Source organism: Dactylosporangium maewongense (assembly GCF_039531485.1).
GTDB lineage: Bacteria > Actinomycetota > Actinomycetes > Mycobacteriales > Micromonosporaceae > Dactylosporangium > Dactylosporangium maewongense.
In genome coordinates this window covers 277,966-291,908 of sequence record NZ_BAAAQD010000008.1, presented here as the reverse complement: position 1 = coordinate 291,908, position 13,943 = coordinate 277,966, and the positions used below count along the sequence as shown (strand labels likewise).

12 protein-coding genes, 1 pseudogene and 1 riboswitch are annotated in these 13,943 nt (G+C 74.0%); of the genes and pseudogenes, 1 reads left to right on the top strand and 12 read right to left on the bottom strand.

All coding sequences use genetic code 11. The annotated features are described in order from the left end of the window. Positions 1–6: 6 nt before the first annotated feature. From thiS to thiE, 3 genes and pseudogenes are all read right to left on the bottom strand, one after another. Complete coding sequence (gene thiS / locus ABD332_RS22070) at positions 7–213, bottom strand: sulfur carrier protein ThiS (protein WP_344504029.1); 207 nt, start codon at positions 211–213, stop codon at positions 7–9. Then, positions 212–322: riboswitch (TPP riboswitch) on the bottom strand. It overlaps the preceding gene by 2 nt. A 25-nt stretch (positions 323–347) precedes the next feature. Next, on the bottom strand, positions 348–1,400 hold the full coding sequence (thiO, locus tag ABD332_RS22065) for a glycine oxidase ThiO (RefSeq protein ID WP_344503899.1): 1,053 nt from the start codon (positions 1,398–1,400) through the stop codon (positions 348–350). Positions 1,401–1,669: 269 nt separating this feature from the next. After that, positions 1,670–2,287, bottom strand: a pseudogene (thiE, locus tag ABD332_RS22060) (thiamine phosphate synthase); the annotation flags it as partial. A gap of 12 nt (positions 2,288–2,299) precedes the next feature. Here thiE and ABD332_RS22055 point away from each other — a divergent pair. Beyond that, on the top strand, positions 2,300–3,274 hold the full coding sequence (locus ABD332_RS22055; RefSeq protein ID WP_344503898.1) for an aldo/keto reductase: 975 nt from the start codon (positions 2,300–2,302) through the stop codon (positions 3,272–3,274). 48 nt (positions 3,275–3,322) lie between these two features. On the opposite strand, the gene ABD332_RS22050 is transcribed toward ABD332_RS22055, so the two are convergent. From ABD332_RS22050 to ABD332_RS22010, 9 genes are all read right to left on the bottom strand, one after another. Next, positions 3,323–3,763: a hypothetical protein gene (locus ABD332_RS22050; protein ID WP_344503897.1), complete on the bottom strand. Its 441-nt coding sequence runs from the start codon at positions 3,761–3,763 to the stop codon at positions 3,323–3,325. 98 nt (positions 3,764–3,861) lie between these two features. Continuing rightward, complete coding sequence (gene lepB, locus ABD332_RS22045; RefSeq protein WP_344503896.1) at positions 3,862–4,518, bottom strand: signal peptidase I; 657 nt, start codon at positions 4,516–4,518, stop codon at positions 3,862–3,864. Beyond that, complete coding sequence (locus ABD332_RS22040) at positions 4,515–4,838, bottom strand: PadR family transcriptional regulator (protein WP_344503895.1); 324 nt, start codon at positions 4,836–4,838, stop codon at positions 4,515–4,517. The genes lepB and ABD332_RS22040 overlap by 4 nt, the downstream gene beginning before the upstream one ends. Positions 4,839–4,861: 23 nt before the next feature. Beyond that, a complete protein-coding gene (locus ABD332_RS22035; RefSeq protein ID WP_344503894.1) occupies positions 4,862–5,383 on the bottom strand; it encodes an endonuclease V in 522 nt (173 codons plus the stop codon). Between the two features lie 350 nt (positions 5,384–5,733). After that, a complete protein-coding gene (locus tag ABD332_RS22030; RefSeq protein ID WP_344503893.1) occupies positions 5,734–7,383 on the bottom strand; it encodes a potassium channel family protein in 1,650 nt (549 codons plus the stop codon). A gap of 37 nt (positions 7,384–7,420) precedes the next feature. Next, positions 7,421–8,995 (bottom strand): hypothetical protein, encoded by a 1,575-nt coding sequence (locus ABD332_RS22025; protein ID WP_344503892.1) that lies wholly within the window; start codon positions 8,993–8,995, stop codon positions 7,421–7,423. 13 nt (positions 8,996–9,008) lie between these two features. Further along, complete coding sequence (locus ABD332_RS22020; protein ID WP_344503891.1) at positions 9,009–9,839, bottom strand: hypothetical protein; 831 nt, start codon at positions 9,837–9,839, stop codon at positions 9,009–9,011. Beyond that, positions 9,832–10,269 carry a hypothetical protein gene (locus tag ABD332_RS22015; RefSeq protein ID WP_344503890.1) on the bottom strand — a complete coding sequence of 146 codons (438 nt, stop codon included), beginning with the start codon at positions 10,267–10,269 and terminating at the stop codon, positions 9,832–9,834. Before ABD332_RS22015 ends, ABD332_RS22020 begins: the two co-directional genes overlap by 8 nt. Then, positions 10,269–13,643 (bottom strand): winged helix-turn-helix domain-containing protein, encoded by a 3,375-nt coding sequence (locus ABD332_RS22010; protein ID WP_344503889.1) that lies wholly within the window; start codon positions 13,641–13,643, stop codon positions 10,269–10,271. Before ABD332_RS22010 ends, ABD332_RS22015 begins: the two co-directional genes overlap by 1 nt. Positions 13,644–13,943: the final 300 nt, after the last annotated feature.

Sequence of the window (13,943 nt, the reverse complement as noted above, 5' to 3'; positions counted from 1 at the left end):
CCGAGGTCAGCCACCTTGGACCGCCGTGAGGACGTCGATGGTGTCGCCGTCGACCGGCCTGGTCCCGGCCCAGTCGGCCCTCGGCACGACGGACCCGTTCAACGCGACGGCGACGCCCCGCGGGTCGGCGACCCCGGCGAGGCCACGGACGACGTCGGCGACGGTCGCGGTGTCGTCCACATCGGCGGCGACCGCGTTGACCACGAGCTGCATACGGCTCACTCCTGACTCCCTGCGCCGGCATGATCCGGATCAGGTTCGACGGTCGGGGGCTGACAGCCCCCCTCTCAGCCCGGTCATACCGGACTCCCGTGGGGTACGAGCTGACCATAACCCCGGCGCGGTCCTCAGGTAAAGCGGCCCACCCCGTATGCGCTGATGTCCACATCCGTCGATCCCTTGGTGACCAGGTCGGCGACGGCGTGCGCGGTGACCGGCGCGAGGAGCACCCCGTGCCGGTAGTGACCGCCCGCGACGTACACGTTCCCGTGCGGGTGCCCTTCGAGCCGGCCGAGAATCGGGGCGTTGTCCGGGGTCCCGGGCCGCAGGCCGGCGAGGGTCTCCGCGAGCGCCAGCTCGGCGACCCCCGGCAGCAGGTCCGCGGCCGGTCGCAGCAGGTCGAGCACCCCACCGGCGGTCACCGTCGTGTCGGCACCGCGCTCCTCCTCCGTCGCCCCGACGACCAGCTCCCCGTCGGCGCGCGGCACCAGGTACACGTGCCGCCCCAGCGCGACGCCCCGCACGACGTGCGTGAGCAGCGGCTCGGCCCCCCGCAACCGGAGCAGCTGTCCCTTCACCGGCCGCACCGGCAGCCCGGTCAGCCGCCCGATCCCGATCCCGTTCGCGATGATGATCACATCGTCCCGCAGGCTGGACAGATCCTCGACGTCCCGCTCCACCCACGTCACCGGCAGCCGCTCCGACCGCAGCGCCGCGAGCAGCAGCCGCGGGTCCACCTGATGGTCCCCGGCCGCCTTCGCCCCGCCGCGCACCCGCGGGCTGAGCATCGGCTCCAGCTCCCGGAGCTCCCGCCCCCGCAGCGGCTCGACCGGCAGCCCCGCCCGCAGGTAGTAGTCGACGAGCCGCCGCACCTCGGTGAGGTCGTCCTCGGTGAGCGCGACGAGCAGCGTCCCCTCCGTCCGGTACCCCAGCGGCATCCCGGTCGCCGCGCTCAGCTCGGCCGCGAACCCGGGCCACCGCCGCATCGACTCGAGCATCAGCCCCTGCAGCGCCTCCTCCCCGAAGCTCGCCTCGGCCGCCGGCGCCAGCATCCCCGCCGCGACCCGGCCCGCCCCCCGCCGCGGGTCCCGGTCGTACACGGTGACCTGCTCCCCACGCCGCACCAGCTCCCACGCGACGCTGAGCCCGACGATCCCTCCCCCGACGATCCCGACCTTCACGCCACCCCTCCAGCCGGACCCTGCCCCGACGCCGCATGCCCACCGGCGTGGCCGGCGCCCAGCGAGCGCGGCAGACCGCCTTCCCCAGACGGACGGAGGCCGTCACCTTCGAACGCGCGAGACCCGCCGCCTCCCCCGGATAAATCCAAGCGCAAGCGCCCAGATTTATCCGACATTTCGCTTTTGTCCGGCGAAGGAGTGGCGGTCGAAGCGGTCATGGAATCGGGCGGGGAAGGTGGTGTCGGGAGGGAGGCCGTTGACGGAGGGGCGGCGGCGAGGACGGCGGCGAAGGCGGCGGCCGCCGCGGCCGGGTCGGGGGCGGTGCTCATCGCGCCGACGACGGCGACGGCGTGGGCGCCCGCCGCGAACAAGGTCGCGGCGCGGGACGGGGTGACGCCGCCGATCGCGATGACCGGGACGTCGACCGCCTCGACGACGGCACGCACGCCGGAAGGGCCGATGGCGGCGGGGAGGCCGGTCTTCGTGGTGGTCGAGTACGCGGGGCCGACGCCGAGGTAGGAGGCGCCGTCGGCAACCGCCTGGCGGGCCGAGACGGGGTTGCGGGCGGTCGCGCCGAGGATCGCGTGCGGGCCCAGGACCCGGCGGGCGGCGGACACGGGCAGGTCGTCGGCGCCGACGTGGGCGCCGTCGGCGCCGGCGGCGAGGGCGATGTGCAGGCGGTCGTTGACGAGGCAGACGGCGCCCGCGGCGCGGCAGAGGGCGACGACGCGCAGGGTCAGCTCGTACGCCTCGCGGTCGGTGACGCTGTCCTCGGGGCGGACCTGGACGACGGTGAAGCCGGCGGCGAGCGCATGCCCGACGACGCCGAGGACGTCGCGGCCGGGCCGGGTATCGGTGATGAGATGAAGTCGTCCTAGCACCGCGATAGTTTTTCAGACATGAAGCAGGTGCGACTTGGCCGGACCGGGCTGAAGGTCTCCGAGATCTGTCTCGGCATGATGAGCTACGGCGATCCCGCGTGGCGTGACTGGGTGCTCGACGAGGAGGCCGCGGACCCGTTCGTGCGGCGTGCCGTCGAGGCCGGGATCACGTTCTTCGACACCGCCGACGTCTACTCCCTCGGCGCCAGCGAGACCGTGACGGGGCGGCTGCTGGCGAAGTACTTCCCGCGTCGCGACGACTACGTGCTGGCCACCAAGGTGTACAGCGTGATGAGCGACCGGCCAAACGACTCGGGGCTGTCGCGCAAGCACATCCTCGCCGGCATCGACAACTCGCTGCGGCGGCTCGGCGTCGACCACGTCGACCTGTACCAGATCCACCGCTTCGACCCGGAGACCCCGGTCGAGGAGACCATGGCGGCGCTGCACGACGTCGTTCGGTCCGGGAAGGCCCGCTACATCGGCGCTTCCAGCATGTACGCGTGGCAGTTCGCGAAGATGCAGCACACGGCCCGGGCCAACGGCTGGACGGAGTTCGTGTCGATGCAGAACCACTACAACCTCGTCTACCGCGAGGAGGAGCGGGAGATGCTGCCGCTCTGCGCCGACCAGGGCATCGGCGTCATCCCGTGGAGCCCCCTCGCCAGGGGCATGCTGGCCGGCAACCGCGGGCGCGGCGACGAGCGGCGCACGACGAGGGCCGCGAGCGACGCGTTCAGCTCCATGTACACCGACGACGACTTCGCCGTCGTGGACGTCAACGCGGAGGTGGCCGGCGAGCGCGGGGTCGCCCCGGCGCAGGTGGCGCTCGCGTGGCTGCTGTCCAGGCCGGTCGTCACGGCGCCGATCGTGGGCGCGACGAAGCTCTCGCACCTGGAGGACGCGATCGCCGCGACCGAGCTGACCCTGGACGAGAAGGAGATCGAGCGCCTCGAGGCGCCGTACGTGCCGCACCCTGTATTGGGTCACTGAAAACGGCGAACGGCCGGCCCTCGGAGGGCCGGCCGTTCGTGGGCGAACTCAGTTGGAGGCGACACCCAGCGCGGCGCTGCCACCGTCGGTGTGCAGCTGCGTGGCCGAGGCGAACGAGCTGTCGAGGCGCGCCTGCAGGGCCTCGAGCTCGTTGTACTCCGACGCCGACGAGTGCTCCGAGCCCTCCGCGGCGAACGTGTGGTCGGCGCTGGCCTCGTTGTGGTCGTACGAGGTGAAGTCCGACTCCTCGTACTGCGCACCCGACGCGTCCGTGACCGACACGTGGTGACCCTGGTCGAACGACGTCGACTCGGCCGACGCGGAGTCCTGCTCGTACACGCCGAAGTTCGAGTCGTAGTTGTTGTCAGCCGCGTTCACCTCGTGCAGCTGGTTCAGCGACTCGTGGTCCGCACCGGTCTCCACGTGACCGTAGTCGGTGCCGCCGTCGTACCCGTGGTCGCCGCTGTCGCCGCTGTCCCACTCGCTCATTGCATTTCTCCCCGGTGTCCGGTGTGTTTTCCGTTGCTGTCGAAGACAACGTTAGTCAATCTTGCGGACCGTCGAATCCCCGAAACGTGCCACGGGGATCACACCAGCAGGACGCGGCCGGTGACGCCGGAGGCGGGCACGGGGCCGTAGTGGCGGGAGTCGCGGGCGACCTCGCGGTTGTCGCCGAGGACGTAGAGCATGCCGTCGGGGACCGTCACCGGCGTGCAGTCGGTGGCCGCGCCGTGGATGTAGGGCTCGTCCAGCGGCGTGCCGTCGCGGCGGACCCTGCCGCCGGCGCAGTCGATGGTGTCGCCGGCGAGGCCGATGACCCTGTCGACGGTGGTGAACGAGCCGCCGACGCCCGACGAGCCGCCGACGCCCGACGAGCCGCCGACACCCGACGGGGCGCGCAGCACGACGATGTCGCCGCGGTCGATGCCCGTCAGCCGGAACGAGAGCCGGTCGACGACCGCGTGGTCACCGATCGACAGGGTCGGCGCCATCGCGCCCGACGGGATCGAGCGGAGCTGGAACGCGGCCAGCGCGGCGGTCGCGACCAGGGCCGCGACGACGGCACGGCGGACCCGGCGCCGCTCCCGCACCGCGACCCACAGGCCGCCGGCCGTCCAGCGCAGCACCGGCCAGGTGCCCTTGACCTCGTCGAGCTCGGCGATGACGGCGGCGCCCCACGGACTGCGGCTGCCCGCCAGTGCCACGGTCAGGACGCCGCGGGCCAGCCGGTGGACGGCGCTCACGACGCGGTCCGCGGGTGCAGGCGCGGCGCCGGAGCGGTGGCCTGCGCCGCGCGCCGGGCCAGGCGCGAGCGGGCCAGCGACGCGCCGTCCTGGGTCAGCCGGTACAGGTGGCGTGGGGGACGACCGGGCTGCTCCGCCGGCTCCCAGCGGGTCTCCAGCAGCGCCCCCTCCGCGAGGCGCATCAGGATCGGGTACAGCGAACCGGACGCCAACCCGGTCTCGCGGCTCAGGTCATACCCGTACCGCCACGCGTCGGGCGCGGCGAGCAGGGCCTCGAAGACGTGCAGCGTCTGTGGCGACGAGTGCGGCAACCTCGGCATACCTGAAACTCTACATATGAAGACTATCGCTGGAAAGGTGTGCCGCGCCCCCGGGCGAGGGCGTCGACCCGGCGCAGCGCGTCCGGCAGGCGGAACGCCCCGGCCATCGCCGCGACCATCGCGGCCGCGTCGGGCAGCGGCACCCCCGCCGCGGTGACGAACAGGGGGCGGTCCGCGCCGCCGCGGCGCACGGCGACGGCGTGGGTGGCGCTGCGGAACGCGGTCTTCGCCACGCCGACCACGGGGATGCCGAGCGCGTCGCGGACGTGCGCGCCGAGGCCCGGGCGGCCGTCCGGGTCCAGGTCGACGTAGCCGTCGACGATGAGCAGGTCGAGCGGTGGCAGCGGATCCAGCAGCGCGTGGACCGCCGGCAGCTCGCGCTTGTAGAAGGCGCCCGGCTCATACGGGGCGACGTCGTCGAGCCAGGCGACGCGCTCGTCGAGCAGCGCGCCGAACGTCGGCTCGCCGGCGACCACCAGCGCACCCCGGGCGCCCCCGGTGTCCGGATAGTCGACGTCGATGGCGCCGTACCGCCGCGGGTTCACACCGGCAAGTGAACCAGCTCTGCGCCGCGGGTCAGCGCAGGGCCTCGTCCAGGCGGATCGCGGCGTTGATGAGGCCGAGGTGGGAGAACGCCTGCGGGAAGTTGCCGAGCTGCTCGCCGGTCGTAGCGCTGGGTGAACGTCGCACAGCCAGTCGACGGTCTCCGCCAGCCCCTTCCAGCCGTCGTACGTGGGGCGCCCCACCCAGGTCCGCCAGAAGTCCCGGGTCTCGTCGTACAGGCGCCAGATCTCGTCGAGGGAGGCCGTGGCCTTCGACAGGTGGGAATTCCATGCCTCGACGGTCGCCCGGGCCGGGTGACCCGCCAGCACCCGCGAAGGGTGACCGGCGGGTGTCAGGGGCGGGTGGCGGCGCGCTCCAGCAGGGAGACGAGGCCGGCGCGGGTCGCCACGACGATCATCGTGTGGCTGCGGTCGAGGGTCCGGCCGCGGTTGCGTTCGGGCCACCAGAAGGTCTGGACGCCCTGGCCGAGGCCGGGGCGGCCGGTCTGGACGGCGACGAGACGGAGCTCGTCGGCGACGCCGACCTCGTGGAACGGGCGGCCCTCCAGCAGGGAGCGGGCGCCGACGCGGACCTCCGCGACGAGCAGGACGCGGCGACCGACGGGGATCGTGTCGACGACCTCGCTGCCGACCATCGACGCGGCGAAGGCGGGGGCGGCCAGGTAGGAGACGCTGCGGGAGTGGTTGATGCCGAAGGCGACCTTGATCCGCCGGGCGAAGTCCTCCTCGAACAGCCGCAGCACGACCCGCAGGTCGGCGCGCAGCGAACGGGCGAGCAGGGCCGCCTCCAGGTTGGTGACGTCGTCGGTGGTGACCATGACGAGGCAGCGGGCCGTGGCCACCGACGCGGCCTCGAGGGTCTCGGTGTCCTTGGCGTCGCCGAGGATCACCGGGATGCCGAGCGCCCGGGCGACCGCCACGCCGCGGGCAGTCGGGGCGCGGTCCACGGCCACCACGTCGATGCCCTGGTCGTGCAGGCCCTGCACGACGCGCGCGCCGACGTTGCCGAGGCCGACGACGATCACGTGGTTGCCGACGGGCACGGCCAGGCCGCCGGCGGCGATCTTCAGGCGGGCCTTGACGAGGGTGTTGACGACGGCGGCGGTGACCGCCGGGATGACCGAGACGCCCGCGAAGACCAGCGCGAGGTCGACGGCCTGGCTGATCCGGCCGGCCTCCAGGTCGGCGTTGGCGCCACCGAGGGTCGTGAGCACGGTGACGTACAGCGCCCGCCACGGGCTCAGGTCCCGGACGGTGGCGACCACGACGCTGCCGGTCGCGATCAGGGCGAACACGCCGACGAGGACCCGCCGCAGGCCGCCCTTGAGCACGAGCCGGGTCATCCGCAGCGGGTGCCGGCCGTCGCGCCGCGGCGCCGGCTGGACCTGGCCGTAGACGCTGACGAGGACCAGGTCGGCGGCGTCGTCCGGGGGCAGGGTGGTGCCGCCGGCGGTGTCCGCCAGGCCGCACCGGATGTCGGCCGGGTTCGCGAGCGCACGGTCGACGGCGGCGAGCCGCTGGCCGTCGGTGAGCTGGATCGACGTCGGGGTGTTGTCGCCGAGCGCCGCCGCGACGAACGCCGGCGCGGCGATCTCCGACGCGGACAGGACCGCGCAGTTGCGCACCCGCGACGCCACGCCGGCGCCGAGGACGGTGTTGAACATCCGCAGCACGACCCGGACGTCGGGCAGCACCTCCCGGGCGATCAGCGCCGCGTCGACGTTGGCGACGTCGTTGGCGTCGACGAACGCGATCGCCTCGGCGTCGGCGAGCTCGGGCCGCAGGAACGTGGCCGCGGTCAGGCGCCGCTCCTGCACCACCATCGACCACGGGTCGGGCGCGCACAGCTCGGCGATCTCGGGCGCCAGGTTCTGCGTGAGCGACGGGACCACGGCCGTCACCTGAGCGCCGTAGCTGTTGATCAGCTCGCCGACCAGCCGCCGTGCGAGAGCGTTGTCACCCCAGACGACGAACCGGCGCACATCGACGATTGTATAAACGTCCGGTGAGCCTGAGGCGTCAGCAGGGTGGCGGGAACCCTGCCAGGAGATTGACGTCGTACACCAGCACCGCGTAGCGGCCGCTGTCGAAGCGCTGCTTCGGCGACCCCCACATGCGCATCGCCTGCGCCGGCGTGCCGTAGAACGGGCGGTCCTTCTCGAAGACGATGAACCTGGCGTCGTGCGCCGCGTCGTACATGTCGGTCTTCGACTGCCAGCACATCGGGATCACCCGGTCGTGGTCGCCGATCACCGGCGCGACGGTCACCTTCCGGTGCGTGGTGACGGTGATGTTGTTGGACACCCAGTAGGCGCCGAGGCCGTAGGTGAGCCCGCGGGCCTGCAGCCAGTCGGCGACCTCCTGTCCCTCGGACGCCTGGGCGCGCGGCGGCGAGTACGCCACCAGGTTCAGCGTGAGCAGCGCCAGCACGCCGGCCAGCACGCCCTGCCGCCAGCGGGCCGTGAACCGCCGGCCGGTGGGCCCGTCGGCGGCCATGAGCCGCGGCCCGACGACGCGACCGGCGATGACCGCGGCCATCGGCAGCACGGGCGAGATCTCCCGCGCCGCCATCAGGTCGACCGGCAGCGTCGACACGATCTCCGCGCCGATGTCGCAGCAGATCGCGATCGCCATGATGGACTCGACCCGGTCGGCGGTGCCGCGCAGCGTCCGCAGCAGCACGATCGCGACGGCGACCAGCGCGACGACGAACCCGATCAGGTGCAGGTACGAGACGCCCTGCTGGACCCACTTGCCCTGCCAGCCGGGCCGGTGGGTGCCGAACAGCACGCCCAGCATCCGCGCCGTCATGTGCGCCCGGCCGAACCACTCGTCCCACGGCGACAGCTCGATCGGCGGCTTCGGCGTGTGGTAGCCGCCGATCGCGTGCAGCGCCCAGGTCGCCAGGTGCGACAGGGCCACCGACATGCCGCCGGCGACCGCCAGCTGGAAGTCCATGCTCGTCAGGCGGCTCCGGAGCGACCCCGGCAGCCGCAGCGCACGGACCAGGCACACCAGGGCGAGCGGGACGGCGCCGACGAACGTGACGAGGGGGTCCCCCCACGCGCCCCAGCCCAGCAGCAGCGCCACGACGACCGGCTTCGCCTTCGTGTCGCGCATCCGGTCGATCGCCCCCCACGCCAGCAGCAGCGGCACGGCGGAGCCGGTGTGGTTGGGCGAGGACAGCAGCGTCTGGTAGCCGGTGCCGGGCACCGGGCACAGCAGGATCGCGACGGTCACCCCGACCCGCAGCCACGCCTGGAGCCCGGTCGCGCGGCCCTTCGCGAGGGCGGCGGCGAGCAGCACGATCATCGTGTACGTGATGGCGGCCGCGATGTGGATCTGGTCGACGGTCGGCCCCGTGAAGACCTGGACGATCGCGTACTGGATCAGCTCCGTCGGGTAGAACGCGACGTCGGACAGTGTCCATCCCGACAGCAGCGGGTTGCCGTGGAACATGTCCCAGGCCTGCAGCGCGTTGCTCGCGCCGTCGCTGTTGATCGGGAACGCGTACGCCATCCGCAGGTATGCGAAGAACAGCCCCACGGCTGCGACGGCGATCCCCGAACCAATCAACAGCCTGGTTTTCAACACCACGGCAGGGTAGCTACTCGAATTCGTCGGCCAGTTCGCGGTATGCGGCTAGTACCGTTTCGGTCCGTTCTGTCAGTGTTTCCGCGGGCTCCGCGTCGCGGGGCGGCCGGCCGCTGATCGCGCCGAGCAGCGCGTCGGCGGCGTCGATCCGCACGCGGGCCCGCGTCTGCGCCGCCCGCTGGTCCAGGAACCCCTGGCACAGCGCGGCGAGGTGCCGCAGCTGCCCGACCCGCCGGCTCACCTCGGCGTCGACCTCGGTCAGCCGCTGCGTGAGCTCCGCCTGCCTGTCGGTGACGGCCGCGAACAGCAGCCCCGCGCCGATCGGCTCGCCCACCGACGCGCGCAGCGCCCGGGCGGCGGTCCGCAGCTCGCCGCGCTCGGCGAGGGCGTGCGCGAGGTCCCACAGCGTGCGTTCCAGGGTGTCGTGGGGATCGGTCGGGTCGCCGAGCCGCTCCAGCGCGGGCCAGGTCAGCACGATCCGGTCGGCGTACGCGGCGGCCTCCTCGAACATGGACCGGTCGCGGGGGTCGGTGAGGTACTGCCGCAGCGACCGCTCCCGGCTCGCCGGCGTCCTCACCAGGTGCAGCCCGGCGAGCAGGAACCCCGTGGCGGCGACCGCGGCCAGGACCGCGCGGCCCAGCGGCGGCGCGCCGAGCCAGTGGATGCCCAGCGCGGCGATCGCGGCGCAGGCGAGGGCCGCCGCGTACGCGACGAACACCCAGTTGTCGGCCGGCCAGAACGGGCCGACGCGCGGCTGCCCGGACGCGCCGGCGAGGGCCCGTTGCGCCGCGCCCGCCTGCTGGCGCACGATCGCGGTACGCCGCCCGCGGAGGTACTCAAGCACGCCGGATCAGCGCCGAGGTGGCGCTCGCCAGCAGCAGTCCGGCAAGGACCCCGGGCAGTCCGGCGACGAGCCCGGCGAAGAGGGCCGTCGCCCCGAGCGTCGGCAGCGACAGCGGCCCCATCCAGCCCGGCAGGTGCTGCGCCGGCACGCCCACCAGCGCGATCAGCGACGCGGCGGCCAGGGCGAACAGCGGTGCGAATGGCTGGCCGGTCATCAGGACCAGCCCAGCGGCGAACGCGATGCCCAGCGCCGGCCCCGGCAGCGGCAGCACCGTGAGCAGGCCGACCCCGACGGCGGCGGCCTGCGGGTGGGTGACGCCGCCGACGTTGAGCGCCGGCCAGGCGACGGTGGCCGCGAGCGCCGCCCAGACACAGCGGTGCGTTGCGGCCGTCGCCGGTCCGGTTCCCTCGTCGACGGCCCGGACGAGCATCACAGCAGCCGCAGTTCCCGCGCCCGCTCGACGGCCTCGCGCCGACGGCCGGCGTGCAGCTTGCGGTAGATGTTCTTGACGTGCGTCTTGACGGTGTTGACCGACACGTACAGCGTCGAGGCGATCTCCAGGTTGGACATCGTGCCCTGCAGGTACCGCAGCACCGTCAGCTCCCGCTCGGTGAGCGGCTCGACGAGGCTGCCGTCGGCGCCCCGCCCGCCGCCCGCCAGCGGCGACGATCCGGCGGCCAGCTCGGCCGCGAGGGGGTGGTACACGGGCAGCAGCGGCGCGAAGTTGGCCAGAAGGTCCCGGACGGGGTGCCCGCCGACGAGGAACGGCCGGCGGAAGCTCTCCTCCTCCGCGATGTCCAGGGCGACCTCCAGGCCGCGCAGCACCCGGTTGCGGTCGCCGAGCGCCCGGCCGGCGAGGGACGTCAGGATCGCGGCGTGCACGGTCCAGGTCAGCGCCGTGTCCACCGACGGGGTCGCGTACTGCTGGGCGGTCGACGCGGCGGCGGCAGCCTTGCCCTCGACCAGCGCCGCCGACGCGTCGACACAGGCGGCCCATCCCGGGTACACGTCCGGGTCGCCGCCGGTCGCGACGAGTCGCCGGGCCGCGCCCAGGTCCCCGCCGCTGATTCGCAGCTCCGCCTCCGTCAGGGCCAGGGCCCGCTCCACGCTGGGCGTGAGCGGCGCGCCACCGAGCTCGCGGCGGGCGGTGTGCAGCACCTCCAGGGCGGCGGCGAGCCGGCCCGAGCCGTGGCGGAGCTTCGCCCGCACCGTCGCGATCGCGACGAGCAGGTCGGGGTCGCCGGCGGCCAGGTCGAGGCCCTCGTCGAGGAGCCGGTCGGCCTCCGCGATGCGGTCCCATTCGCCGTACACGCTGGCCAGGGCCATCCGGACCCAGCCGAGGTCGGTCGCGTCGGTGATGCCGAAGCGGTCCGCGGTCACCAGCGCCTGCCGGCCGAGCCGAGCCGCCGCCCGCAGCCTGCCGCGGGCCGCCTCCAGCACCGACAGCTGCGCCGCGGCGCACACCTGCGTCTGCGCCATGCCTGTGCGCTGGGCGAGCACCAGAGCCCCGTGCAGGGGAGACCCGGCGGCGGCGAGCTCACCCAGCCGTAGCCGGGCCGCGCCTTCGTCCAACATGGACAGTGCCCGGACCTCGTCGGTCTGGTCCTCGGGCCGGTTGAGCTCCCCGAGGGCGGCGAGCGTCCTGCGCGGGTCGCCGGACAGCCACGCCTCGGCGGCCATGAACCCGGCCATCATCCGCGCGCTGACCCGGGCCGGCGCCTTGGCCGCGGCGGGCTCCTTCGATGTGCCGCCGGCTGCCGCGACCGGTCCAGCGGCGGGTGTACCGGCGGACGTCCCGCTCGGCGCGGGCGCGGTCATCACGGCCGTCGCACCGCCACCGTTCGCGGCCGGGACGTGCAGCGCGGCCGGCACACCAGACCCGGCCGGCCCGGAGCGCCCGACGGTCGCGCCGACGTTGCCGGTCGGTCCGTTCGCGCCCATCCCGTACGCCGCGCGGTTCATGCCGGCCGGACCGCTCGCGGAGGTCCCTCCCGCGGAGCCGCCGGTGGCGGCCACGTTCGCGGGCCCGGTGCCGGTGCTCTTGCCGCCGTCTCCGCCGGACGCGTTCGTGACGATCCCGTTCGTGCCGTTCGTGTTCGTGACGAACGCGGTGCCGGTGTTCGTGGTGGTCGCGCTCGCCGGCGCGGTCTCGCCGTTGCCGTTGCCGCCGTTCGTACCGTTGGTGCTGGTGGCTCCGGCGCCGCCGGCGGGGCTGTTGCCGCCGTCTCTGCCGGGCGCGTCCGTGGTTCCGGCGCCCCCACCGCTGGTGGCGGTGGCGGCCGGCCCGGTCGAGGTCGTGCCGGTGGTGCTGGCGGGCGTGGAGGTCGTGGGGCCGTTCGTGCCGGTCGCGGGCGTCCCTGTTGCGGACGTCCCGGTCGCGGTCGGGCCGGTCGGGTTCGTAGCCGTCGTGGTCGTCCCGTTCGCAGCCGGACCGGTGGTGGTTGGGCTGCTCGCGGTCGGGCCGGTCGCGGTCGGGCCGGTCGCGGTCGGGGCGGTCGGGTTCGTGGGGCCGGTGCTGGAGGTGGGCGGGGTGTCGGCGGCGCGGTTGCTGCGGCGCAGGTAGTCGCGGGTGCCCTCCAGGTCGCCGACCCGCAGGCGCTCCGCGGCGAAGGCCAGCGCCAGCCGCGGGTCCGCGTGCTCGTCGCCGGCCGGCGGGTGCGGCGCGGCCTCGTGGGGGCGGTCGTAGCGGACCCCGCCGACGATGTCCGGCCAGTGCCGGTCCAGCGTCTCGACGGCGCCGGTCCAGTCCTCGGCGAGCAGCGCGTGCCGCATCGCCTCGGCCGGGATCCCGTAGGTCGAGTGCCACGCGGCCGCCCGGCGGTGCAGCTCGGCGACGCGTTCGGGGTTGCGGCGCTGCAGCTCGGAGTGCAGGGTGCGGGCGAAGAGCGGGTGGAAGCGGTACCAGCCGCCGGGGCCGGCGTTGCGGGTCAGGAAGGCGTTGGAGCCCTTGAGCTCCGCGAGGACCCGCGCGCCGTCGTCGCGGCCGGTGATCGCCTCGACCAGGCCGGCGTTGAGGCGCGTTGCGACCGCCGTGTCGAGCAGCAGCCGGCGGGTGTCGGCGGGCAGCGTCTCGATGACCTCGCCGGTGAGGAAGTCGCCGACGGCGGTGCTGTAGGCGCCGCCGTCGTCGAGGACCCGCTCCGGCTCCGGGTGCCCGCGCATCGCCATCGCGGCGAGCCGCACCCCGGCCGGCCAGCCCTCGGTCATCGAGTGCAGCGCGTACAGGGTGCTGCCCGGCAGCACGACGTCGTGCGCGGCCAGCAGCTGCGCGGTCTCGGCGATGGTGAGCGACAGGTCGGTCGTGCGCACCTCCGTCAGCGAGCCGTTGACCCGCCAGCGGTACAACGGCAACGCCGGATCCCGCCGGCAGGACAGCACCAGGTGCAGGCGGCCCATGCCGTGCCGCACCAGCGACTCCAGCTCAGCGAGCGCGGCCTGGTCGCTGATCTCGCGCACGTCGTCGACGACCACGACGTGGGGGCGGTCGAGCGCGTCGACGGCGCGCGGCAGGTCTTCGGCGTAGAGGTCGGGCTTCAGGTCCCCGGCGGGCGCCGCGTGATCCCCCGCGGAGAGGGCGCCGCGGAGCCGGCCGGGCACGTCGGCGCCGTCCGGCGAGTGCGCGGTCACCCAGCTCACGACGGGCACCTCGTCACCGATCCGCACGGTGCGGGCCCACGCGACCAGGGCGGCGGTCTTGCCCCATCCGGCGGGCGCGGTCACCAGCGTCAGCGGCGCGCGCACAGCTGCGTCAAGCTGCGCGACGACCCGGTCGCGCAGTACGTATCCGGGTGGGAGGTCCGGCACCGCCAACGTCGACGGGGCCGTTCCACGGCGATCCTGCTGTACCAACGCTTGCGACACTCGGTGCCCCCCGATTTCATACCTCGCCAAACGTGACGAGCAAAGCACCGCTCCAAGCTGCGGGGCCTCACCCTGCCTGGGTGGTCTTCCCTCGGCCGATGTGGCTGTTTGCCTTGCGTAGCAACGGTTCCATCGACATCGCTGCACCGGCGCGCCGCGTGCAGGAGGCTCACCCGGATCGGATGACGCGCGGTCACCACACTGGTCGGCAGCGTTCCCGCTATCGCCCGTCGCGTCGACGGG

Coding starts and splice junctions, on each gene's coding strand:
- ABD332_RS22040 (WP_344503895.1), bottom strand. CDS start 4,838: ATGCCGAGGTTGCCGCACTCGTCGCCACAGACGCTGCACGTCTTCGAG.
- thiS (WP_344504029.1), bottom strand. CDS start 213: ATGCAGCTCGTGGTCAACGCGGTCGCCGCCGATGTGGACGACACCGCG.
- ABD332_RS22055 (WP_344503898.1), top strand. CDS start 2,300: ATGAAGCAGGTGCGACTTGGCCGGACCGGGCTGAAGGTCTCCGAGATC.
- ABD332_RS22050 (WP_344503897.1), bottom strand. CDS start 3,763: ATGAGCGAGTGGGACAGCGGCGACAGCGGCGACCACGGGTACGACGGC.
- ABD332_RS22015 (WP_344503890.1), bottom strand. CDS start 10,269: ATGCTCGTCCGGGCCGTCGACGAGGGAACCGGACCGGCGACGGCCGCA.